Annotated in this window: 17 protein-coding genes; all 17 read left to right on the top strand. The window is 28.8% G+C overall.

All coding sequences use genetic code 11. The features are described 5' to 3' along the window. Positions 1-891, top strand: coding sequence for a glycosyltransferase family 2 protein (locus J4863_RS06505; protein WP_211617982.1), 891 nt, complete (start codon positions 1-3; stop codon positions 889-891). A 24-nt stretch (positions 892-915) separates the two neighbouring features. Beyond that, complete coding sequence (wzy, locus tag J4863_RS06500; RefSeq protein WP_211617981.1) at positions 916-2,313, top strand: O-antigen polysaccharide polymerase Wzy; 1,398 nt, start codon at positions 916-918, stop codon at positions 2,311-2,313. A gap of 16 nt (positions 2,314-2,329) precedes the next feature. Further along, entirely contained in the window at positions 2,330-3,115 is a 786-nt protein-coding gene (locus J4863_RS06495) for a glycosyltransferase (protein WP_211617980.1), read from the top strand. Between the two features lie 96 nt (positions 3,116-3,211). Further along, positions 3,212-3,985 carry an endonuclease/exonuclease/phosphatase family protein gene (locus tag J4863_RS06490; protein ID WP_211617979.1) on the top strand — a complete coding sequence of 258 codons (774 nt, stop codon included), beginning with the start codon at positions 3,212-3,214 and terminating at the stop codon, positions 3,983-3,985. Between the two features lie 18 nt (positions 3,986-4,003). Next, on the top strand, positions 4,004-4,843 hold the full coding sequence (locus tag J4863_RS06485; protein ID WP_211617978.1) for a glycosyltransferase family 2 protein: 840 nt from the start codon (positions 4,004-4,006) through the stop codon (positions 4,841-4,843). Between the two features lie 20 nt (positions 4,844-4,863). Next, on the top strand, positions 4,864-6,078 hold the full coding sequence (locus J4863_RS06480; RefSeq protein WP_211617977.1) for a CDP-glycerol glycerophosphotransferase family protein: 1,215 nt from the start codon (positions 4,864-4,866) through the stop codon (positions 6,076-6,078). Then, positions 6,053-6,814, top strand: a complete 762-nt coding sequence (locus J4863_RS06475) for a glycosyltransferase family 2 protein (protein ID WP_249111487.1) — start codon at positions 6,053-6,055, stop codon at positions 6,812-6,814. Before J4863_RS06480 ends, J4863_RS06475 begins: the two co-directional genes overlap by 26 nt. A gap of 28 nt (positions 6,815-6,842) precedes the next feature. After that, positions 6,843-8,126, top strand: coding sequence for an exopolysaccharide biosynthesis polyprenyl glycosylphosphotransferase (locus tag J4863_RS06470; protein ID WP_211617976.1), 1,284 nt, complete (start codon positions 6,843-6,845; stop codon positions 8,124-8,126). Positions 8,127-8,129: 3 nt separating this feature from the next. Then, positions 8,130-11,660 carry a chromosome segregation protein SMC gene (gene smc / locus J4863_RS06465; RefSeq protein WP_211617975.1) on the top strand — a complete coding sequence of 1,177 codons (3,531 nt, stop codon included), beginning with the start codon at positions 8,130-8,132 and terminating at the stop codon, positions 11,658-11,660. A gap of 109 nt (positions 11,661-11,769) precedes the next feature. Beyond that, the gene (locus J4863_RS06460) at positions 11,770-13,080 is read left to right on the top strand and encodes an alpha/beta hydrolase (RefSeq protein WP_211617974.1); all 1,311 of its coding nucleotides are present in this window, start codon (positions 11,770-11,772) and stop codon (positions 13,078-13,080) included. Positions 13,081-13,084: 4 nt separating this feature from the next. Continuing rightward, entirely contained in the window at positions 13,085-14,080 is a 996-nt protein-coding gene (locus tag J4863_RS06455; RefSeq protein WP_211617973.1) for a VacJ family lipoprotein, read from the top strand. 109 nt (positions 14,081-14,189) lie between these two features. Further along, entirely contained in the window at positions 14,190-15,479 is a 1,290-nt protein-coding gene (locus J4863_RS06450; protein ID WP_211617972.1) for a M48 family metallopeptidase, read from the top strand. 43 nt (positions 15,480-15,522) lie between these two features. Next, positions 15,523-16,767: a serine hydroxymethyltransferase gene (gene glyA / locus J4863_RS06445; protein ID WP_211617971.1), complete on the top strand. Its 1,245-nt coding sequence runs from the start codon at positions 15,523-15,525 to the stop codon at positions 16,765-16,767. A gap of 21 nt (positions 16,768-16,788) precedes the next feature. Continuing rightward, positions 16,789-17,484 carry a ribonuclease PH gene (rph, locus tag J4863_RS06440; RefSeq protein WP_211617970.1) on the top strand — a complete coding sequence of 232 codons (696 nt, stop codon included), beginning with the start codon at positions 16,789-16,791 and terminating at the stop codon, positions 17,482-17,484. A 45-nt stretch (positions 17,485-17,529) separates the two neighbouring features. Further along, positions 17,530-18,414: a tetratricopeptide repeat protein gene (locus J4863_RS06435; RefSeq protein WP_211617969.1), complete on the top strand. Its 885-nt coding sequence runs from the start codon at positions 17,530-17,532 to the stop codon at positions 18,412-18,414. A 342-nt stretch (positions 18,415-18,756) separates the two neighbouring features. After that, the gene (locus J4863_RS06430; protein ID WP_211617968.1) at positions 18,757-21,909 is read left to right on the top strand and encodes a helicase-related protein; all 3,153 of its coding nucleotides are present in this window, start codon (positions 18,757-18,759) and stop codon (positions 21,907-21,909) included. After that, positions 21,910-22,623 (top strand): DUF4391 domain-containing protein, encoded by a 714-nt coding sequence (locus tag J4863_RS06425; RefSeq protein ID WP_211617967.1) that lies wholly within the window; start codon positions 21,910-21,912, stop codon positions 22,621-22,623. Position 22,624: the final 1 nt, after the last annotated feature.

Below are 22,624 nucleotides of genomic sequence, written 5' to 3'. Positions count from 1 at the left end.
ATGAAATTTACAATATTTACTCCAACATATAATCGTGAAAATTTATTGAAAAAATTGTATGAATCGTTGAAAAAACAGACTTTTAAGGATTTTGAGTGGGTGATTGTCGATGATGGTTCGACAGACAATACTGGGAAAATTGTGGAAGAGTTTCAGCGAGAAAAGATTTTGGATATTAAGTATTTTTATAAGGAAAATGGGGGGAAACAAAGAGCATATAATTTTGGAGTGGAAAAGGCACAAGGAGAATTATTTGTGTGTTTGGATTCTGATGATGAGTATGTGGAAAATGGACTTGAAAAGATTTTAGAATATTGGGAAGAGTTGAAAAAATCAGAGAAAATAAGTTTTGATAAAATTGCTGGAATGGGCTATTTATCGATATATCCTGATGGAAAAATTATTGGAACGAAATTTCCTGAAAATAAAATGATTGCGTCTCAATTTGATATTTATAATAAGTTTGGCGTGAAGGGCGACAAAGGGTTGATGTTTAAGACGGAAGTTATAAAAAAATATCCGTTTCCAGTATTTGAAGGCGAAAAATTTACGACGGAAGCGGTTGTTTATAATAGAATTTCTGAGAGATATAAAATGTTTTATGTGAATGAAAAAATTGAGATAAAAGAATATCAAAATGATGGTTTGACTTCTAAATATAATGATTTGTTGTTGAGAAATCCGAGAGGACAGGCATTGTATCATAATGAGAGAAATAGGCATAAAATGAGTTTTAAAGAAAAAATTTTGAATAATGCAGTTTATTATAAATTTTGTAAAGTTGCAGGATATAATTTTAGTAAAATATGGAAAGCGAATGAAGCAAAAATGTTTTTGTTTTTAGCATTACCGATTGGAATTTATATGGTTTCAAAGGTTACGAGAAAATAACTTTATTATAAAAAAGGAGGAAAGATGATAAAAAAAGATAAAATATTTTTTCTAGTTTTTCATCTGTTTGTAATTGCGTTTGTGTTTTTTTTAAAGACTAGTGCAGTATATACAAATGAAATTGTAGAAACGAAATTTTTAGAATATTTACTGATGGGAGTTTATGTTTACACGTTTGTTACAGCGAAAATCTATCTTGATTGGTTAAATTCGTATATGATTTTCTTGTACACATCATTTTTATTTAATTTTACAAGAGTTTTTTTAGATGTTGTAAATTATAAAGAGTTTGGTTGGGCGACGAAGTTTGCAAATTATTATTTTTTCTATGAGGTTAGGCAGGAAATAATAATAGTATTTTTGATTGTTTTGTTATGTACTCATTTGGGATTTTTTATAGGAATTTTGAATGAAGATGAAATAGAATTAAAAGGTGGAATTACATTAGCGAGTAATAATTTATATTCAAATGTAGGATTGACATTATTCATTATTTCTTTACCAGCTTTAGCTTACAAAATGTTTATACAATTGAAAGTTATTTTACAAGCTGGGTATGAAGCGTATTATACGGGAATTTTGAAGGGTGTAGAGTATCCGTTTTTCACAAAAGGGTCTGGAACCGTGATGACGATAGGATTTTTGATATTTTTAATTTCTATTCCGACAAAGAAAAAGTTTTTAACAGTTTCTGGATTGTATTTGATGGTAAAATTATTAGATTCATTTAAAGGTGCTAGAGCGATATTTTTGACACAATTACTATTTATAATGTGGTATTATGCGAAAGTTTATGGAATAAAAATAAAAGCTAAGACAATGGTAAAATTAGTTGGATTTACAATGATATTTTCACAAGTCTTAGTTTCGATTCGAAGTAAAAAAATATTCAGTTTCGATTTGATAAAAACTGTGTATGATTTTTTATTCTCGCAAGGTGTAAGTTATTTGGTTTTAGGATATACGATTGATTTAAAGAATAAAATAGTTGGAATTGGTCCATATCCGTATATTTTGCAAGGATTATTTGGATTTCAACCACAATCGCCTGAAACATTGTTACAAACAAATTCACTTGCGGATAAATTAACTTATGAGCTAAATCCAGCTGCGTATTTGAAGGGAGAAGGAATTGGTTCAAATTATATAGCAGAAATGTATGATTTAGGATATTTTTGGATAATTTTGATTTCGATAATTTTGGGAATTTTAATTATTAAATATGAAAAATACGTTGTAAAAAATAGATTTTTATTGCTAACAAGTTACTATTTTATTCCAAATTTATTTTATATTCCAAGAGGTTCATTTTTTGGAGAAGGATTATTCAAAAATATGGCAATGTTAGTTGCAGTTTATGTAGTAGTTTTCAGCATTGATTTTATGTACAGGAGAATTGAGAGCAAGAAAGCTCTAGTTTAAAAAATAGGAGAAAAAAATGATAGAAAAGAAAATATATTATGTTTGGATAGGAAATGCAAAAAAGCCAGATATTTTCTACAAATGTTTGGAATCTTGGAAAAAGAATTTACCAGATTTTGAGATAATTGAGATTAATGAGAAAAATTTTGATATGGAAAAACATTTTGCGAAAAATAGTTTTTTTCGTGAGTGTTATGAAAGACGCTTGTGGGCATATGTTTCAGATTATATGAGAGTGCATTTTATGTATGAAAATTCAGGAATTTATGTCGACACAGATATGGAAATAATAAAGGATTTAACACCGATTTTAGAAGAGAAAATTTCTTTTTTTCAAGAACAAAATAATGAAAAATCAAAAAAAATGAATTTTTTTATAGGTTACGAAGACGAGAAGCACATAAGTGTCGGAATTTTTGGGACAACGAAGCACAATGAAGTATTGAAAGATATATATGAATTTTATGAAAAAGATATTTGGGAAAAACCGATTTGGACAATACCAAAAATTTTTACTTACACTTTTGAGAAAAGATATAATTTGAGTGAAAAACGAGAAAATTTATTGAAAAATGGAGAAATAGTGATTTTTCCAAAAGAATATTTTTATCCTTACGGTTTTCATGAAAAATATACAGATGATTGCATAAAGCCTGAAACTTATGGAATACATTGGTGGAATGATAGTTGGAGCAGTTTAAAGGCTAGATTATTTTTGGAAACAAAACATTTATCAGGAGTAAAAAAATTAGTGAAAAAGGCTAGAATAATTGCTAGATATTATTTAAAAGAAAAAAGGTAAGAAAAATTTGGTAGATATAAAAAAAAGTGATATAATTGAATGAAAAGTTCATCTACAATGATAGGACAAAAAAAGGTTAGGAGATAAATTAGAAAAATGAGTAAATTTAAAAAAATATTGTTGTCGTTAATGATTGCAGGAGCAACCGTTAGCTGGGCAAAAGAATTGAGATTAATGACTTATAATATTTATGGTGCGAGATTAACTAATGGAAGAAAATTAGGAGAGAGTATAAAACCGTATAAGCCAGATTTTGTATCGCTTCAAGAAGTAGATAAATACACTAAAAGAAGTAAATTTAGAGATGTAACAATGGATATAGCAGCAGAATTAGGATATCAATATTATTATTTTCAAAAATCAAGAAATTATGACGGTGGAGAATATGGAATTTCCTTTATTTCAAGATATCCGTTAGAAAAGATTTATTCGTATGAATTGCCATCCGATGGTATTGAAAGAAGACAAGTGATAATTGCTGAACTTGATAAAAAGGCATTTGGGAAAAAAGTTTTGATTATGAATACACATTTGGATTTTCAAACTAAGTTGAAGGCTGAAGAAATGGATTCACTTGATGTATTTACGAATTTTTTTGATAAAGATGATATTAAATTTTTAAGTGGAGATTTGAATATTTTACCAACAACAACTTATTATTCAGGACTTACTAGAAATTGGAGAGATACTTATATGGAGGATAAAAAAGAAAATCTTAGAACATTAAAAGATCCGAGAATAGACTATATTTTTGGAAGTAAATCAAATAAATGGAAAGTGAAAGAAAGTTATTTCATAAAAGATAGTTCTCAAGATTGGACAAAATTATCTGATCACTTGCCATATATGGCGATTGTAGATATAAAATAGAGAAAAGGAGGGAAATTGATGAAAGTTTCATTGATTATGCCTACAATTAATGTTACAAAAGAGCTTGACTTATTTTTACAAAGTTTAGTACAACAAACTTACCAGGATTTTGAATTAATAGTGGTAGATCAGAATCCAGATAGACGAGTGTTAGATATTGTAATGAAATATGAAGATAAGATAGAAATAAAATATATAAGAAGTTCTCAAAAAGGATTGAGTTTAAATAGGAATAAAGGACTTATAGCTAGAGAAGGGGAAATCATTGGTTTTCCTGATGATGATTGCGAATATCAGCCAGATACGATTGAAAAAGTAGTGTCGTTTTTTGAGAAGAAAAAGGCGTATAGAATTTATTCATGTCGAACACTTGAACGTGGGAAAGATTATGGGACAGGAATAATGGAAACTACTGATATGGATATAAAGCCAAACAATGTTTCAAAAACAGTTAAATCAATAACTTTTTTTGTGAATTATAGACAAGATGAAATTGTCTTATTTGATGAAAATTTAGGAGTGGGTTCGGTTTTTGGAAGTGGAGAAGAAACGGATTATGTTTTAACACTGTTGCATAAAGGTTATAAAGGTAGATATTATGCGAATGATATCATTTTTCATCCAGCAAAAAAAGGGAATTACGCTGACTTAGAGAGAGCCTATAAATATGCTTTAGGTTATGGAGCGTTAGTGAAGAAAGAAGTAAAATTGAGAAAAAATTATTTCTACATTTTTGAATATTGGAAAAAATTATTGAGAAGTTTTGTGGGAATGATTGTTACAAAAAATAGAAGTTATCATAGAGTTGTGTTGAAAGGAAGAATACAGGGGTTTAATAAATATCAGATTAGAAAATAGTGATAAAGAAAGGGTTAAAGATGGATAAAATTAAATGTTTAATCAATATGTTGATAGCGTATTTCTTGTATCCTTTTACTAAGAAAAAGTTTAAGGGACGAAAAATTTGGTTAGTTGGTGGAAATGCAGGAGAATTATATGTTGATAATGGAAGAGCGATTTATGAGTATTTACGTGCAAAACCAGAAATAGAAGAATTTTGGGTTTTGAATGAAGGTGCAAAAATTAGGAAGAAAATTTTAGGTGGAAAATTAATAAAAGGGAGTGTTAATGCGTATTTGTATTTTATGCATGCGGAAGTTGTATTATTTTCCCACTCAATTTCAGCTGATATTGCTCCGTATTTGTTTGTTGTACCGTTTGTGAATAGATTTCATTACAAAACGTTGAAAGTATTCTTGAATCATGGAACAGTTGGATTTAAAGTGAGAAAAGCGATGAATGCTAAAACAGAAAAGATAGCAGAAGAGTTGGTAAAATCTTATGATGTCAATATTTGCGATTCAGAATTTGAGAGAAAAGTAAAAACTACAACTTGGTGGGAAGTTCCTGAAAATACGGCTTTTGTGACAGGATATCCAAGATATGACAAGTTGTACCGAGTGGAAGTTAGTGAAAAAGAAATTTTCTTTATGCCGACTTGGAGAAACTGGATTAAGTTGGAAGATGCTAAAATTGAGGATACAGAATATTTTAAAAATATTATGGAGCTTGTGACGAATGAAAAATTGAATAAATTTTTAGAAGAAAATAATATAAAATTTAATATTTATATTCATCAGTTGATGCAAGATTATTTAAAGAGTTTTAGTAAAATAAAATTAGGGAAAAATGTTCAATTATTGCCAAAAGAAAGTGAAATTACGAAGGAATTACAAAAGTCGAAGATTTTGATTACGGATTATTCAAGTGTTGCGTATGATTTCTTTTATTTGAATAAACCAATTTTATTTTTTCAGTTTGATAAAGATGAATATCAGGAGAAAGTTGGATCGTATGTTGATTTGGATAAGGAATTATTTGGGAAAGCGGTTTATAATGTGGATGAATGCGTTCAAGGAATTATAGATTTAACGAATAATAATTTTAAATATGAAAAGAATTTGTATGAAAAAATCGAAAAATTGCGACCAAAATTTTTGAAATATTCGGATAAAGCGAACTGTGATAGAGTGTATGATTTAATTTTGAAAAAACTTGGAGAAAGAAATGAGAAAGAAAATAATAAAAGATAAAGTTTCGATTATAACACCGATGTATAATGCTGAAAAATTTATTGGAAAGACGATTGATTCGGTATTGGCTCAAACGTATGAAAATTGGGAATTGCTAATAATGAATGATATGTCGAAGGATAATAGTTGTGAGGTTGTTAAAAGGCACTCGAAAATGGATGCGAGGATAAGACTTATAAATGCTAGTAAAAATGTAGGTGTAGTTAAAGGTAGAAATAAACTGATTGATATTGCAGATGGTGAATTTATTGCATTTCTTGATGCAGATGATTATTGGCATGAAGATAAGTTAGAAAAACAAATTAAGTTTATGAAAGAAAAAGATGCAGCGATTAGTTGTACAGATTATACGAGAGTTACTGAAAATGAGAAATCTATTAATGAAATAAAAGTAAAAAGTGAAATAACATACACAGATTTATTGAAAAACAATTATATGGGATGTTTGACAGTAATGTATGATGTTTCTAAAGTTGGGAAAAGATATTTTAAAGAGCGTGAAAAAAATGAAGATTATGTGCTTTGGCTGGAAATTATTAAAGAAGTGAAAAAAGTTTACGGATTGCAAGAAAATCTTGCATTTTATCGAGTGTTGGATAATTCTAGATCAAGTAATAAGTTTGCAGCAGCGAAGGTTAGATGGGATATTTATAGAAAAGAAGAAGGTTTGTCAGTGCTGAAATCAGCTTATTATTTTGTGATTTATGCGATAATTGCTTTATTAAAAACGAAGTAGAATTATTATTTAGAAAAGGAAGGGAAAAATGGCAGTAAGTAGTGTAAGAAAAAATTATTCTTATTTATTTGGAATTTTAGTAGTCATGGTTTATTTTGTTGGATTACTAATTGTGAATAGAGGTCTTGGTTTTAAAAATGCATTGGTAATTGTGGGTGCGATGATTTTGTATTACGTAGCGAATGTATTCAATGTTTATACGAGTAAATATCGATTGCGTGATATGATAATTGTTACTGGAATAAATGTAATAATAGCTTTGGCAACAATATTTTTGAAAATATTTAATTATTATGAGGGAATAATAATTTTTGGGATTATGGCGATGTTTCAAATAGCATTTAGATATATCGTCATTACAGGATTAGTTGGTAGACAGAGAATTATGTTCGTTGGTGAAAATGGATATACGAATGATTTGTTAGAAAGTATTAAAGTTGATGCGCAATACAAATTGATTGGTTTTTTAAAAAATGAGGAAAGTTCTACGATAGAAAAAACGATTACAAATTTGTGGAAATCAAAAAGAATGGATATTGTAGTTGATTTTTCTGAAAATTTGTTATCTGATGCGAAATTAGTGGATAAATTGTTGGAGTACAAGCTAGAAGGAATGCAGTATTATAATTATTTGGAATTTTATGAAATGTATGAAAGAAAATTACCAATTTCAGATTTAAGTCCAGAATGGTTTTTGAAAAATACAGGTTTTGAAATTTATCATAATAGTTTCAATTTGAAGGCAAAGAGAATATTAGATTTAATTTTTGCAGTAATAATCAGTATTTGCGTTTTTCCGATTATGATTTTAGCGGCGATAATAATTAAATTAGAGTCAAAAGGTCCTGTTTTTTTTATACAAGAAAGAATTGGTGAGGGAAATAAACCGTTTAAAATTATAAAATTTCGTTCGATGACAACTGATGCAGAAAAAGATGGTCCAAAATGGGCAGTGAAAAATGATAACAGAGTTACAAAGTGGGGGAAAATCATGAGAGCAACTAGAATTGATGAATTACCTCAATTGTGGAATGTTTTAAAGGGAGAAATGAGTTTTGTAGGGCCTAGACCTGAGAGAGAATTTTTTATTCAGCAATTAGAGAAGGAAATAAAGTATTATAATTTGCGACATACTGTAAAACCTGGACTTACTGGTTGGGCACAAGTAATGTATCCGTATGGTGCAAGTGTTGAGGATGCTTACAGAAAATTACAATACGATTTATACTATATAAAAAATCACGATCTTTTGTTTGATGTAAAAGTGTTGTTAAAGACAGTAAATATTGTTATTTTTGGAAAAGGGAGATAAAAAATGTATTTAAAAGCACTAGAAATCAATGGTTTTAAATCATTTGCAAATAAAACTGTTGTAGAATTCGACAATGGAATAACATCGATTGTTGGTCCAAATGGAAGTGGAAAAAGTAATATTTTGGATGCGATCTTATGGGTTTTAGGAGAGCAGAGCTATAAAAATATCCGTGCGAAAGAAAGTTCGGATATTATTTTTTCTGGTAGTAAAAGTAGGAAACCAAAATCGATGGCAGAAGTGAGTCTGATTATCGAAAATGAAGATAGATACTTAGATATTGATTTTTCTGAAATAAAAATTACGAGAAGAATTTTTAAATCAGGAGAAAACGAGTATTTATTGAATAATAAGAAGGTTCGATTGAAAGATATTAATAATTTATTTATTGATACAGGAATTGGAAAACAGGCATATTCGATAATTGGGCAAGGAAGAGTAGAGAGAATAATTAGTTCTTCACCAATGGAATTGAAGGAAATTATAGAGGAAGCAGCTGGAGTAAAAAGAGCTAAAAATGAAAAGGAAATTTCTGAGAAAAAATTAAAAGAAGTAAAAAATGAGATTGAGAAAATTGATTATGTTGAAAAAGATTTAGAAGTAAGAGTTAATTACTTGAAGAAAGAAAGTGAAAAAGCTAGATTATTCAAGAGTTATACACAAAAAATTGATACTGAAAAATATATGATTTTAGAGTATGGAATCAATGAAAAAAATCTTTTAAAGGCTGATTATACGGCGAAAAGTGAACAATTGAAAAGTAAATTGGAAAATGTTCAAGAAGAATTTTTAAAGAAAAATTCAGAGTGGGAAAGCGAAAATAATCACAGGGAAGAACTTTTTGAAAAATTATCGGCTAAAAAGAAAGAGAATAAGGAAAACACTTCTTTGACAGATAATTTGAAAAATGAGTATTCTGAATTGGTAAAAAAACATTCTAATTTGGAAATTGAGGCGAATGAAAAAGATAAAAGAAAAGGGAATTTGGATGTTGATACGAAGGAAAAAGAGGAAATTCTTAAAAGATCGAAAGAAGAATTAGATCAAATAAATAAGGCATTAAATGAGAAGAAAGCTCAAAAGGACGAGGTTGAGAAAAAGGTTCTTGAATTAAAAGAGAAAAAAAGTAATATTGAAGATGAAATTAAAAAGAGAACTCAGAAAAATTCTGATTTTGAAGTAGATAAAATTAAACTTAGAGGGGAAAATGAAGATTTAGAAAAAAGGGTTATTTCTGCGAAAAATGAGGGTAAAAAATATTTGGTTGAGAAAAAAGAAATTCAATCAGAAATTGAAAAAATACAAAATGAAAAAGATGATTTTGAGAATAAAAAGGCTGAAAAGGAAGGTTTTAAATTAGAAAAAGAAGCTCAAATAAAACAATTGGATGATGAAATTGATGAGTTGAGAAGTGATTATTCGAGAATTAATAGTCAGAAAAATGATTTGAGATATAAGTATGAGAATTTAGATTCAAAAAGACGAGCAAATATTAATATCATTGAGAAAAACGAGACGTTTAATAGAGGAATAAAATATATTCTTAATGAAAAAATTGATGGCGTGATTGGTGCGTTTGTTAATTTGATTGATATTCCTGTTGGATATGAGGAAGCTATTCAAACTTTATCAGGTGGATTATTTCAAGATATTGTTGTAAAAAATACTGATATTGGGAAAAAGTGTATTCAAATTTTGAAAGATAAAAAACTTGGAAGAGCATCGTTTTTACCAATTGAAAATATTAAGACTGGGAAAATGTTGTCGCAATTGCCAAAAGTTGAAGGTGTGATTGATTTTGCACGAAATATTGTTAAATATGATAAAAGTCTTGAGAAAATAGTGCAATTTGCGTATGGAAATGCGGTTGTTGTAAAAAATTTGGATGTAGGAGCTCAATTATCGAAAAATGGTTTTAGTGACAGGATTGTTACGCTTGAAGGGGATATAATTACAGCTCGTGGTAGAATGACAGGAGGACATTCTTTTAGAGGGAAAGACGAATTATTAGAACGAAAAAAAGAATTAAAGCTATTAGAAAAGGATTTACAGTCGATTTCTAGTGAAATAACAGGATTTGAAAAAAAATTAAAGGAAATTACAGAAAAAGCAGCAAAATTAGATTCTGAAAAAAAAGAAATACAAGATGAATTTAGTGTATTTTTAAAGGATTACGAAGAATTTAATGCAGAGTATGACAATTTTAATTTAAAATTTGGTCAAAAAGAGAGAATTTTAAGAACTTTAAATTATGAAATTACAGAAAATGAGAATTTTATCACTGAAAAGCAAGAAAAAATTATAGAAAATGAGAGAATTGTTAAGGAAATTGAAAAGTACATAGTAGAAAATAATTCTAAATTGGAATATTTGGAAAAGGAATTGGATAAAATTAGTAATTTGGATGAATATACTAATGAATTGAATACGATTGTAACAGAATATGAAATTTTGAAGGTAAAAACAGAAAACAATAAAGCAAGATACAGAGAAATTGAAGCTGATTACAATAAATTGATTCGTGAATATCAGGAATTATTGGAATTTGAGAAAAAGAGAGATTTTTTGAAGGAGGATTTTGAGACGAAAATTGCTTCTAAAAAAGAAGAAATTGATAAAAAAGTTTTAGATAATCAAGAAAATCTTGAAGAAATTGAAAAAATTGAGATAACTATAAAAGAGATTGAAAAACGAGAAAGAGACTTGATTCAAGAAATAAAAGAAATTGAAATGAGAATTTTGAGTGAAAAAAATGATTATGAAAAATTGTTGGAAAAAATTCTAAAAAATGAAAATGAATTACAATCTCAGTTAGATGAGTTTGAAACGATTGAAAAGGATAAAATCAAAGAAAATGAAGAATATTTTGAATTGAAAAACGAGAATGAATTAAATGCTGTAAAACGAAAATTGTCGATGAATCAAAAAAGTAGAGAAGAAATTGGAAGTGTAAATTTAGCTTCTATTGAGGAATTTGAGAGAGAAAATGAGCGTTACACAAGCATTGTTAATCAGAAAAAAGATTTGATTGAGAGTAGAGAAGCTCTTTTCAAGCTAATTGGAGAGATTGAAGTTGAAATTACAAATAAATTTTCTCTTGCGTATGAAAAAATTAGCGAGAATTTCAAGTACATGTGTGATACTATTCTAAATGGTGCTGAAGGTGGCATAAAATTGACGAATCCTGAAGATTTATTAAAAACTGGATTGGAATTAAGCGTGAGATACAAAAATAAGCCAGAACAAACACTAATGTTACTTTCTGGAGGGGAAAAATCAATGTTAGCAGTTTCTTTCATAATGGCAATATTTATGTTTAAACCAAGTCCATTTACATTCTTTGATGAAATTGAAGCGGCGTTAGATGAAAAAAATACACAAAAAATAGTTGAAGTGCTACATAAATTTATCGATAAGTCGCAATTTATCTTGATTACACACAATAAAGAAACGATGAAAGGATCTCATAGACTTTATGGGGTGACTATGAATAAAGAGATTGGAGAGACTAAGTTGGTTTCGGTGGATATTTAAAAATTATAATAAAAATGACTTTTCAGTCAAAAAAATAATGAAAAATTCTTAAAATTATGTTATAATCAAATACAAAAGATTTTTAAATTAAAAAAAAGGAGAACAGGTTATGATAAAGAAATTTCTTTTAATGATGATAGTTTTAGGAATGTCTGTGATTGGGTTTGCAGATGAAGTCGATGTTTCGCAGATTGCAGTTGATTATCCGCATAAAGAAAATGCGATAAGAGCTACGGTTTTAGGGACACCTAAAGATCAGTGGTACACTTTTAGTCATGCAAAAGGACCTAAGGTAAGAACAATAAAGACAACGAAAAAAATTCCAGAAATTCTTAGACAATGGTCTGATTTTAAATATGGAGTTTGGAAACAAAAAGAAGAGGCCCCATTGATGATAGTAATTTCAGGGACAGGTTCGGTGTATAACAGTGGACTTTCTATGTATATGGCAAATGTGTTTTATGACAGAGGATACAACGTTATAGCATTTAGTTCGGTTACTACAATGCCGTTTATTGTTAGTCAAAGTAAAAATAATTATGCAGGATATATAAAATCTGAATCTGAACAAATGTACGATATTATTAGAAAAGCAATTGCTGATGAGAAAAAAGATGGAATGAAAATAAATGGAAATATTTATGTTGGAGGTTATAGTTTAGGAGGATTCCAATCATTATTAATCCAAAAAGAAGATGAGCAAAAACATCAAATAGGAATAAAAAAATCGTTATTATTGAATACGCCAATTAGTATTTTGACAGCTACTCAAAAATTAGATGGATATTTAGTAAAAAATGGAATTTTTGATGCAAAAGGATTGGAAAAATTCTTGGATACACATTTTAGTAATATAATTAATGATGAATCAATAACATCTAAAGATCTTAATTTTTCTGATATGGATATTAGTACTAGCCCTTTGAATAAATTAAAATTGGGAGATAAAGATTTAGAAGTACTAACAGGATTGTTATTTAGATTTTATTCAGCAAATATGACTTTTGCTGGGGAAGTATTTAGTGGACAAAAGGCAGTGGGAAGATTGTCAGATAAGAAATCATATAAGAGATTTGATTCTCTTACGAAAGAATTTGCTGAAGGAATGTCAGTTTCATTTGATGAATATGCGAAAGAAATTTTGTATCCATATTTAAAGGCAAATAAATATCCTGATTTAACATTGGATCAATTTATAGCAGATTTTGATTTAAGAAGCAGTCAAGACTTTATTGATAGAAATAATAAGAATATAGTATTTATTTCATCTACAAATGATATTTTATTATCAGATAAAGATTTGGAATATATAAATCAAACATTTAAAAATAAAGTAATGATACCTTTTGGTGGTCATACAGGACTTTTGTGGCATAAAGATGTTGCAAAACTTATGGTAGATAAATTGGAGGAAAATTAATACGATGAAGAAAAATAATAAATTATTGGTTTTTTGTACATTGTTTGCGGCAACAACTGTTATTCAAGCAAAACAATCAAAATTAGTAGATATTGATAATTTGAATTATGTGTCACAATTGGAAAATATAGAAGATGAGAAGAATGATAATATTTTTGTGGAATTTATTGATGGTTCTGTGGTTGAAAAGCCGGGAAAAAGTATAGATAAAGTTCCTCGTTCTGTAATTAGATCTAAAAAGAAAAAAGGTCAAAGCGATGTAAATAGATATGTTGCATTTGATGAGGATTCATATGGAGTTTTGACTAATAATTTGACAGAATTGGATGAAGATTATGTTGTGTCGAGTAAAATATTTGATTTGACGGGGATGAATGATGCAATGGAACCGTTTAATAGAAGAATGTATGCGTTTAATACGCAGTTTGATGAGAAAATAGCGTATCCAGTTTCGAGAGTTTATGGAGCAATTGTTCCTAAACCTGTGAGAAAAGGAATAGCAAATTTCTATAATAATTTTAAAGAAATTCCAACTTTTGTAAATTCATTGTTACAACTAAAACCTGGCAAAGCGATGAATGCGTTGGGAAGATTGGCTGTTAATTCTACAGTAGGAGTGCTAGGAGTTATGGATGTTGCTTCTCATATGGGAATGCAAAAAGATTGGGAGACAATGGGAGATACATTAGGGCATTATGGTGTAAATACTGGATCATACCTTGTGTTGCCACTTTTAGGGCCTAGTACTGTTAGAGATGGTGTAGGAACGTTAGTAGACACAGCTATGGAATCAGCAGCAAGAGGTGCAGCAGAAGATGCTTTATTCTTTGATAAAGGAGTTTTCGATGAAAATATCTATGGATTCACTAGACCTGTTATGACAGGATTAAATGCGAGATCGTTAATTAGCCTTAAATATGGAGACTTAAATTCGCCATTTGAATATGATTTAGTAAGAGCATTTTATTACAATTTTAGAAAAATTCAAGTTGCAAAATAGTAGAGTTTGTAATTATAAGGAAAGGGGCTTTCCAAGTGGTAGCTCCTTTTTATATGATTTTTTTAAATACTTTTTATAAAAGTTAAGAATTTAGTGAGGTTTTGAGAGAATGAAAAATATTGAAGAGATAAATGAAAAATTGAAAGAATTATCGGATAGGAAAAATGAGGCGTCTATAAATAAAGATTATGAATTGATGGAAAAGATTATCTCGGAAGTTTTAGAGTTAGTTCCAAATCACGGATTGGCTTTGAAGGAAATGGCGGATGTGAAAAGAAGGCTGAAAAAATATGATGAAGCGTATGAAATTATTGATAAAGCTATAAGTAATTATGATGGAGATAAAATAGAAGTTTACAATTCAAAAATGGAAATATGCGAGGAAATGAATAAAATAGAGGAATCTAGTTATTATTCTAAATTGTTAATAAAATTAAAGAAGAAGGAAGCGAATGAGACTCAAAAAGTATTTAAAATTCCATGTGAGAATCCTACTGAAAATAATTTAAAAAATTCTTTTGGAAAGGATTATGATAATGAAGGTAGTAATAGAAAAAGTGTAATTTCGTATTCATTGTATGGAAATTCTCCAAAATATTGTGAAGTTGCGATTTTGAATGTGAAATTAGCAAAGTCAATTTATCCAGAATGGAAATGTAGATTTTATGTAGATAAAACTGTTTCAGAAGAAGTTATTTCAAGATTGAAACAAGAAAATGCAGAAATAATTTTTGTAAATCAAGAACAAAGTGAGATACCAGGTACTTTTTGGAGGTTTTTGGTAATAGATGATGAGAGTGTAGATAAATTTATAATAAGAGATGCTGATTCGTTGCTTTCTTACAAGGAAAAGGCTGCGGTTAAGGAATGGCTTAATTCTGGAAAATATTTTCATGTGATGAGAGATTCGAGAATGCATAATGAATTGATTTTAGCTGGTATGTGGGGCGGATATAATGGTGTTATTAAAAATATATTTGGCTTGATGAAAGATTATTTGAAGGAAGATATGGATGTGAATCGAATATCAGATCAAGTTTTTTTAAGGAAAAGAATTTGGAAAACTGTGATTCAAAGTGCGTTGGTGCATGATTCGTATCATTTAGGCGAGGAAGGAAAACCGTATCCAGACTATGAAATTTCAGATATTGAGAAAATAGCATTTTTTCATATTGGAATGATAGATTCAAATTCATGTACTATAAAAACTGAAATTGAAATAAAAGCCAAAAAGGTAAAATGGTATTTGGAAAATGAAAATGGAGAAATTATTTGCTCGTACGATTCTTTTATCAAAAAAGAAAATGGAAAACAAATAATCGAAATTAATTTACCAACATTTTACAGCTCGAAAATTAAATCTAATAAATGGAAAATATCGTATGAAGTTTTAGAATAATATGATATAATTAGATAAAAATGTTAATTAGCAGGAGGAAAATATGAGCTATATAAAAGATTACGATTTAGAGATTTATAACGCTATTCAAGCGGAAGAGAAAAGACAAGAGGAAGGAATCGAATTAATTGCTTCAGAAAATTTTGTTTCAAAGGCGGTAATGGAAGCTGCTGGGTCAGTGTTTACAAATAAATATGCTGAAGGATATCCAGGAAAGAGATATTATGGAGGTTGTGTGAATGTTGATACTGTAGAAACTTTAGCGATTGAAAGATTGAAAAAGATTTTTGGGGCAAAATTTGCGAATGTTCAGCCTCATTCAGGATCACAAGCGAATATGGGAGTTTATGTTGGATTGCTAGATGCAGGAGATAAGATTTTGGGAATGGGACTTAGTTCTGGTGGACATTTAACTCACGGATATAAAATTAATTTTTCTGGAAAAAACTATGTTGGATTAGAGTATGGATTGGATCCAGAAACTGAATTGATTGATTATGACAAAGTTCGTGAAATTGCATTAGCTGAAAAACCAAAAATGATTGTTGCTGGAGCGAGTGCATATTCTAGAATTATTGATTTTAAAAGATTTAGAGAAATTGCTGATGAAGTTGGAGCATATTTAATGGTTGATATGGCTCATATTGCTGGACTTGTTGCAGCGGGAATTCATCCAAATCCTATGGAATACGCTGACGTTGTAACTTCTACAACACACAAAACTTTAAGAGGACCACGTGGAGGAGTTATTCTAACAAACAACGAAGAAATAGCTAAAAAAGTGGATAAAACAGTATTTCCAGGTATTCAAGGTGGACCATTAGCTCATATTATCGCAGCAAAAGCAGTTGCTTTCAAAGAAGCATTGTCGCCAGAATTTAAAGAATATCAAGAGCAAGTTGCAAAAAATGCAAAAGTTTTAGCCGAAGAACTTACAAAAGGTGGACTTAGAATTGTAAGTGGTGGAACAGATAATCACTTGATGTTAGTGGATTTGAGACCATTGAAGGTTACTGGAAAAGTTGCTGAAAAAAAATTAGAAGAAGCAGGAATTACTTGTAATAAAAATGCGATACCGAATGATCCAGAAAAACCATTCATTACAAGTGGAGTAAGACTTGGAACACCAGCAATTACAGCTCGTGGATTTAAAGAAGAAGAAACTAAAAAAGTAGCAGAATTTATCTTGAAAGTTTTAAAAAATATAGATAATGATGAAGCAATTGCTGAAGTTAAAGAAGAAGTTTTAAAATTAACTGAAAAATTTCCTCTTTATAAAAATAAATAAAAGATTTAAAGGAGATCGATAGTGAGAAGTAATAACAGAAAAAATGATGAAATGCGAGAAGTAAAAGTTACTAAAAATTATATCATTCACCCTGAAGGTTCAGTTTTAATCGAGTTTGGGAAAACGAAAGTAATTTGTAATGCGACAGTTGAAGAAAAAATTCCTAGATGGTTGAGAGGGACTGGTTCTGGATGGATTGCTGCAGAATATAGCATGCTTCCAAGAGCAACAAATATGCGTGTTCAAAGGGAATCAATGAAAGGTAAAGTAGCAGGAAGAACAATGGAAATTCAACGTTTGATAGGAAGGGCCTTGAGAGCTGCGATTGATTTGGAAAAATTAGGCGAAAGAACAATAATGGTAGATTGTGACGTTATTCAAGCTGATGGTGGAACTAGAACCGCCTCAATTACAGGAGCTTACTTGGCAGTAGAACTTGCAATTGAAAAATTGATTGATGAAGGAAAATTAAAAGAAATACCGATAAAATCTAAAGTTGCGGCGATTAGCGTTGGAAAAGTGAAAGGTGAAGTTTTATTGGATTTGGAATATGAAGAAGATTCTCACGCAGATGTAGACATGAATATTGTTATGACTGACAAGGGAGAATTCGTGGAAATTCAAGGGACTGGAGAAGAAGCAACATTCACTCAAAATGAGTTATTGCAATTTATAGAAGTTTCCAAAAAAGCGTTTGAAAAATTGTTTGCGCTATAAAGGAAAAAAGATAAATTAATAGAAAATAAAAAAAGGAGGTGCAAAATGGCATCAAAAACTAGAGATTTAGTAGCTGAACAGCTAAAACAAATAGAAAAAGGGAATCCTGATGTGATGAATGATTTAGGAATTTATTACGATAAAAAAGGGAATTTTGAAGAAGCAGAAAAATACTATTTACAAGCAGTAGAGCATGGTAGTGCAAAAGCTGCAAATAATTTAGGAATTTTGTACGCTAATTCTGGAAAATTACAAAAGGCTGAAAAATATTTAATAAAAGCAATTTCAGAAAATTATCTTGAAGCAGAGTACAATTTAGGGATTTTGTATCAAAATAATGGAAAATTGAAGGAAGCAGAAAAATGCTATTTGAATGCGATAAAACACGGGAACCAAACGGCATTTAGAAATTTAGGATTTTTATACCAAACTTTAGGCGATACAATAAACGCTGAAATTTATTATAAAAAAGCAGTTGAACACGAAGATTTCGAGGCTTACAATAATTTAGGAGTTTTGTACGAAAATAAAAATCGAAATGAAGAAGCAGAAAAATACTATTTACAAGCAATGGAGAAAAAACAGCCACAAGCCATATCGAATCTAGCTTTCTTGTATGACAGGATCGGAAAACTAGAAGAAGCAGAAAAATATTTTCTTCAAGCAATAGAATCTGGAGAAACAGCTCTAATGACGCCACTTGCCATCACTTATGCAAAGCAAGGAAAAATGGACGAAACTGAAAAATGGTTCTTAAAAGCCGCTGAAATAGGCGATACTGACGCAATGAACAATTTAGGATTATTGTACCAAAATAGCGGAAAACTGGAAGAAGCAGAGAAATATTACTTGCAAGCAGTGGAGAAAGGACATGAATTGGCTAAGGGGAATTTGAATAAGTTGAGAGAGAGCTTGAAGAGTGGTAAGTAAAAGATAGTGGATGATTTGTAGGATGAAATTAATTTTATCTAATAAAAATAATTTAGAAATATTTGAGAAAAAACTATACAGAATGGATTTTTTGTATAGTTTTTTTGTTCATAAGGAAATTAAATTCGTATTTTTTAAACTATTTGAAAAATTTAATATGGAAAAAATTAAAAATTATGGAAAAAACTATTAATTTTATTAGCGAAATATGAAAAAAGTAGTGAAAATTTAAGAATTTATGATATAATATTTAAATAAGAAAAAAATTAAGTTATTAGCTTAATTAATATGGGGAAACTAATCGAGGTTGTAAAAACTTGTATATAGAGGGATAGTGAAAGAATGGGAAATTCAGCGAAAAAGTTTATTGAGAAGATAAATGAAGTTTTATCGGAAAAAGAAAATGCTGTGGTGAATATCATTAATGATAAATTAACCATATCAGTTTTTACGGCACTGGAAAAAAATTTAAAAAATGTGAAGGAAATAAATTTTATTATAAGAGATACGAAGTTTATTCCTAAAAATAATGAAATATCAAGAGAATTTGAGATAACACCTAATGATATTTTGTACAATTCTTATGATATAAAGGAAAAAAATAAGTTGAAGCATTTTGCTAAGGCAAAGGCTATGTATGATTTTATAAAAAATAATGTAAATGTCAGAAAAGTAAAGCCATATCAGAAAGTAAACGGGAATATTTTAATAATTGATGATGATTTTATGATTCAGGGGACATCATCACTTGAAATATATGAAAAAAGAGTAAATCGCTACGATTTTGATACAACAATAAAAGGAGAATCAGAAAAATCCCAGATACTTGGCATGTCGAAAATATATGATGAAATTTGGAATAACAATGATGTAACACAAGATTATAAACAGGAACTATTAGAAAGTCTAGAATTTGTTTATAAAAATTATAACCCTGAATTTTTGTATTATTTCACATTAAATGAATTGTTTGGAGATAGGCTGGATAGCGGAATTGAAAGATTTGAAAATGATAGTGAGAAATTTAAAAAGACTGAAATTTGGAATTCGCTTTTTGATTTTCAGAAGGATTGTGTCGTTTCTGCTATACAGAAATTACAGAAATATGGTGGATGTATAATTGCTGATTCAGTAGGATTGGGAAAAACATTTGAAGCACTTGCTGTGATTAAATATTTTGAAATAAGAAATGATAATGTATTAGTTCTTACACCAGCAAAATTATACGATAACTGGCGTTCTTTTACAGGAAATTATAAAGATAGTTTTTTGAATGAAATGTTTAATTATAAAATTATGTTTCATACAGATTTATCAAGAACCAAGGGAGAATCAAAATCAGGTTATGAATTAAGTAGATTTGACTGGTCAAAATTTGATTTAGTAGTTATTGATGAGTCTCATAATTTTAGAAATAGAATTGCTAAATATGATGAGAATGATGAATTAATAATGAATAGATATTTTAAATTACTTCATGATGTAATAAAAAGCGGGAAAAATACGAAAGTCCTTTTATTGTCTGCAACTCCAGTAAATAATAGTCTTGTAGATTTAAAAAATCAAATTTCAATTATAACATCAGATCATGATGATGCATTTAGTGAACAAGGTATTTCGAGTGTGGGATATTTACTGAAAAAAGCGACACAAGTTATAAATGACTGGGAAAAAGAAGGAAGTCAGAAAAAAGATGAGTTACTGGATAATTTGCCGTCAGATTTTTATAAATTGCTAGAAATGATGACAATATCAAGAAGCAGAAAACATATTACAAATTATTATGGAACAAAAAATATAGGGAAATTTCCTCAAAAGAATAAGCCGATTACATATTATCCAGAAATTGATAGTCAAAACCAGTTATTGAATTTTAAAAATACAAATTCTATTTTAGAAGAATTAAATTTATCAGTTTACACACCAACTAAATTTATAAAAAGTGAAAAATTAAATTATTATATCAATAAGTATAAGTTATCAGGGAATCGTGGTGGAAAAATGGATTTTGATACACAGTCGAAAGGTCTTGTATATTTGCATAGAACAAACTTGTTTAAAAGATTGGAAAGTTCAGTTTTTTCATTTTCTGAAACCTTGAAAAGATTGATTGAAAATATTGATCAGACAATAGAAAATTTAAATAAGGGACAGCAGATTGAAGAAAATCTTGATGTGGAAAATGAAGATGAAATCTATATTGAAAGAAGTAAATATGAAATAAAGGTAGAAGATTTGAGAATAAATGCCTATCTTGAGGAGTTGTATAACGATAGAGATATTGTAAAAAGAATATATGATGAAACATTGATTTTATTGAAAGAAGATAGGGATAACAAGATTCATGAATTAGAAAAAATTGTAGGAAATAAAGTTGATAACACACCGTATAATCCAGAAAATAGAAAAATATTGATTTTTACAGCATTTGCCGATACAGCAAACTATATCTATTCTAAGTTGTTAAAAAAATTCGAGGGGAAAAATATTAGCATTGCAAGTGTTACAGGTAAAGGAGTAAAAACTTCGAATAAAAAAGTAAAAGAGGATTTTCACAGTATTTTGAGTGCATTTTCACCAAAATCTAAACTGAAGATTGAAATTCCTCAAGATGAACAAATAGATATTATAGTTGCAACAGACTGTATTTCAGAAGGACAGAATTTGCAAGATTGTGATACAGTAATAAACTTTGATATTCAATGGAATCCTGTGTCACTTATTCAGAGATTTGGAAGAATAGATAGAATTGGAAGTAAAAATGATAATATACAAATGATTAATTTTTTCCCAAATGCAGATTTGAATGAGTATTTAGATTTGGAGAGAAGAGTTAAAGGGAAAATGACAACATTAAATATAGCTTCTACTGGGGATGAAGATATGCTTAATCCTGAAATGAATGACTTTAATTTTAGAAAGAGACAATTAGAAAAATTGAAGGAAGAAGTAATTGACATAGAGGATACAAATGAGAATATTTCGTTGACAGATTTGAATATGAATGAGTATTTGTACGAACTTTCAAATTATGTAAATAATCATAAGGAAATAAGCAAAATACCTAAAGGAATTTATTCTGTAACTGAAGGTGAACAAAAAGGAGTATTATTCTGCTTTAAACATAGTAAAAATGATGCTAAACCTAAGAATGACAGTTCCCTTTATCCTTATTACCTGATTTTTGTGGACAACAACAAAGAAATTCTATTTAAAAATAGTCAGGCAAGGGAAGTTATAAAACTTTTTAGACAGTTATGCTATGAAAAAAATGAAGTTCAGGAAAAAGTTTTAAAGGAGTTCTTTAAAAATACGAAAAATGCTACTGAAATGGGATTTTATTCTGAATTGCTTAATACTGCGGTAAACAGTATAAAAGGTGAAGAGGAAGAAAAGGCTGTTCAGACAGTATTTGATTTTTCAGGATTTAATAACAATTTTAAAGATGATACAACAGATGATTTTGAGTTGGTATCTTTTCTGGTGGTGGGTTAAATGATAAATATGCCAGAAAGATATGAAGTAAATCAGGAAATAAAATTGAAGAATCTTATTCTGAAGGAATTTAAGCCTATTGAAAAAAAGAAAATAAAAGAATATATAAAATCAGTAACATTGAAATATATGATAAATGATGAGGAGATTCCAAGTGTAGAAGATGAAAAATATAATTTTAAGGTAATTCAGTATTTTGATTTTGAAATAACTGATATAAAAAAAGCTGGATTTCTTGCCAATCTATATCAGGAATCAATAAAAACACCTTGTGTATTAAGATTTTACGATAATTCAAAAGAGTTGTATTCACTAGCTTTAAAAAGACTAAATCAAAATGATAGAAATGAAATAGTAGTTACAGATACTGTAATGACTGAAATATTTGATTTGTCAATGTCAGGTTCAGCAAAAAGGGAAGTGGAAGGAGTTTTAGACTATTCTAAAATCCTGAATCGCACTAACAAAGTTAATTTCTATTCGGAGATGTTTATAAGAAATTACATTTTAAAAAATAGAAAGTATTATCAGAAATCAAGGAATATTTTAGAAAGTTTAATATGGTATGACAGAAATAAAATGAATGATATTTTTGAAAAGTTTAAAAATCTTGTGATGTACAAGGAAAAAATGAAATCAACTATTAGAAATAGTGAGAAAGTAGAAATTAATAAGAAAATTAGAGAGATAATTTCTGAATTGGATAAATATTAGA

This window comes from Leptotrichia sp. oral taxon 221 (assembly GCF_018128245.1).
Taxonomy (GTDB): Bacteria; Fusobacteriota; Fusobacteriia; order Fusobacteriales; family Leptotrichiaceae; genus JABCPH02.
Note: the sequence above shows the minus strand (reverse complement) of the source record. Positions and strands in the feature narration are given on the sequence as shown.

Coding starts and splice junctions, on each gene's coding strand:
- J4863_RS06505 (WP_211617982.1), top strand. CDS start 1: ATGAAATTTACAATATTTACTCCAACATATAATCGTGAAAATTTATTG.
- wzy (WP_211617981.1), top strand. CDS start 916: ATGATAAAAAAAGATAAAATATTTTTTCTAGTTTTTCATCTGTTTGTA.
- J4863_RS06495 (WP_211617980.1), top strand. CDS start 2,330: ATGATAGAAAAGAAAATATATTATGTTTGGATAGGAAATGCAAAAAAG.
- J4863_RS06490 (WP_211617979.1), top strand. CDS start 3,212: ATGAGTAAATTTAAAAAAATATTGTTGTCGTTAATGATTGCAGGAGCA.
- J4863_RS06485 (WP_211617978.1), top strand. CDS start 4,004: ATGAAAGTTTCATTGATTATGCCTACAATTAATGTTACAAAAGAGCTT.
- J4863_RS06480 (WP_211617977.1), top strand. CDS start 4,864: ATGGATAAAATTAAATGTTTAATCAATATGTTGATAGCGTATTTCTTG.
- J4863_RS06475 (WP_249111487.1), top strand. CDS start 6,053: ATGAGAAAGAAAATAATAAAAGATAAAGTTTCGATTATAACACCGATG.
- J4863_RS06470 (WP_211617976.1), top strand. CDS start 6,843: ATGGCAGTAAGTAGTGTAAGAAAAAATTATTCTTATTTATTTGGAATT.
- smc (WP_211617975.1), top strand. CDS start 8,130: ATGTATTTAAAAGCACTAGAAATCAATGGTTTTAAATCATTTGCAAAT.
- J4863_RS06460 (WP_211617974.1), top strand. CDS start 11,770: ATGATAAAGAAATTTCTTTTAATGATGATAGTTTTAGGAATGTCTGTG.
- J4863_RS06455 (WP_211617973.1), top strand. CDS start 13,085: ATGAAGAAAAATAATAAATTATTGGTTTTTTGTACATTGTTTGCGGCA.
- J4863_RS06450 (WP_211617972.1), top strand. CDS start 14,190: ATGAAAAATATTGAAGAGATAAATGAAAAATTGAAAGAATTATCGGAT.
- glyA (WP_211617971.1), top strand. CDS start 15,523: ATGAGCTATATAAAAGATTACGATTTAGAGATTTATAACGCTATTCAA.
- J4863_RS06435 (WP_211617969.1), top strand. CDS start 17,530: ATGGCATCAAAAACTAGAGATTTAGTAGCTGAACAGCTAAAACAAATA.
- J4863_RS06430 (WP_211617968.1), top strand. CDS start 18,757: ATGGGAAATTCAGCGAAAAAGTTTATTGAGAAGATAAATGAAGTTTTA.
- J4863_RS06425 (WP_211617967.1), top strand. CDS start 21,910: ATGATAAATATGCCAGAAAGATATGAAGTAAATCAGGAAATAAAATTG.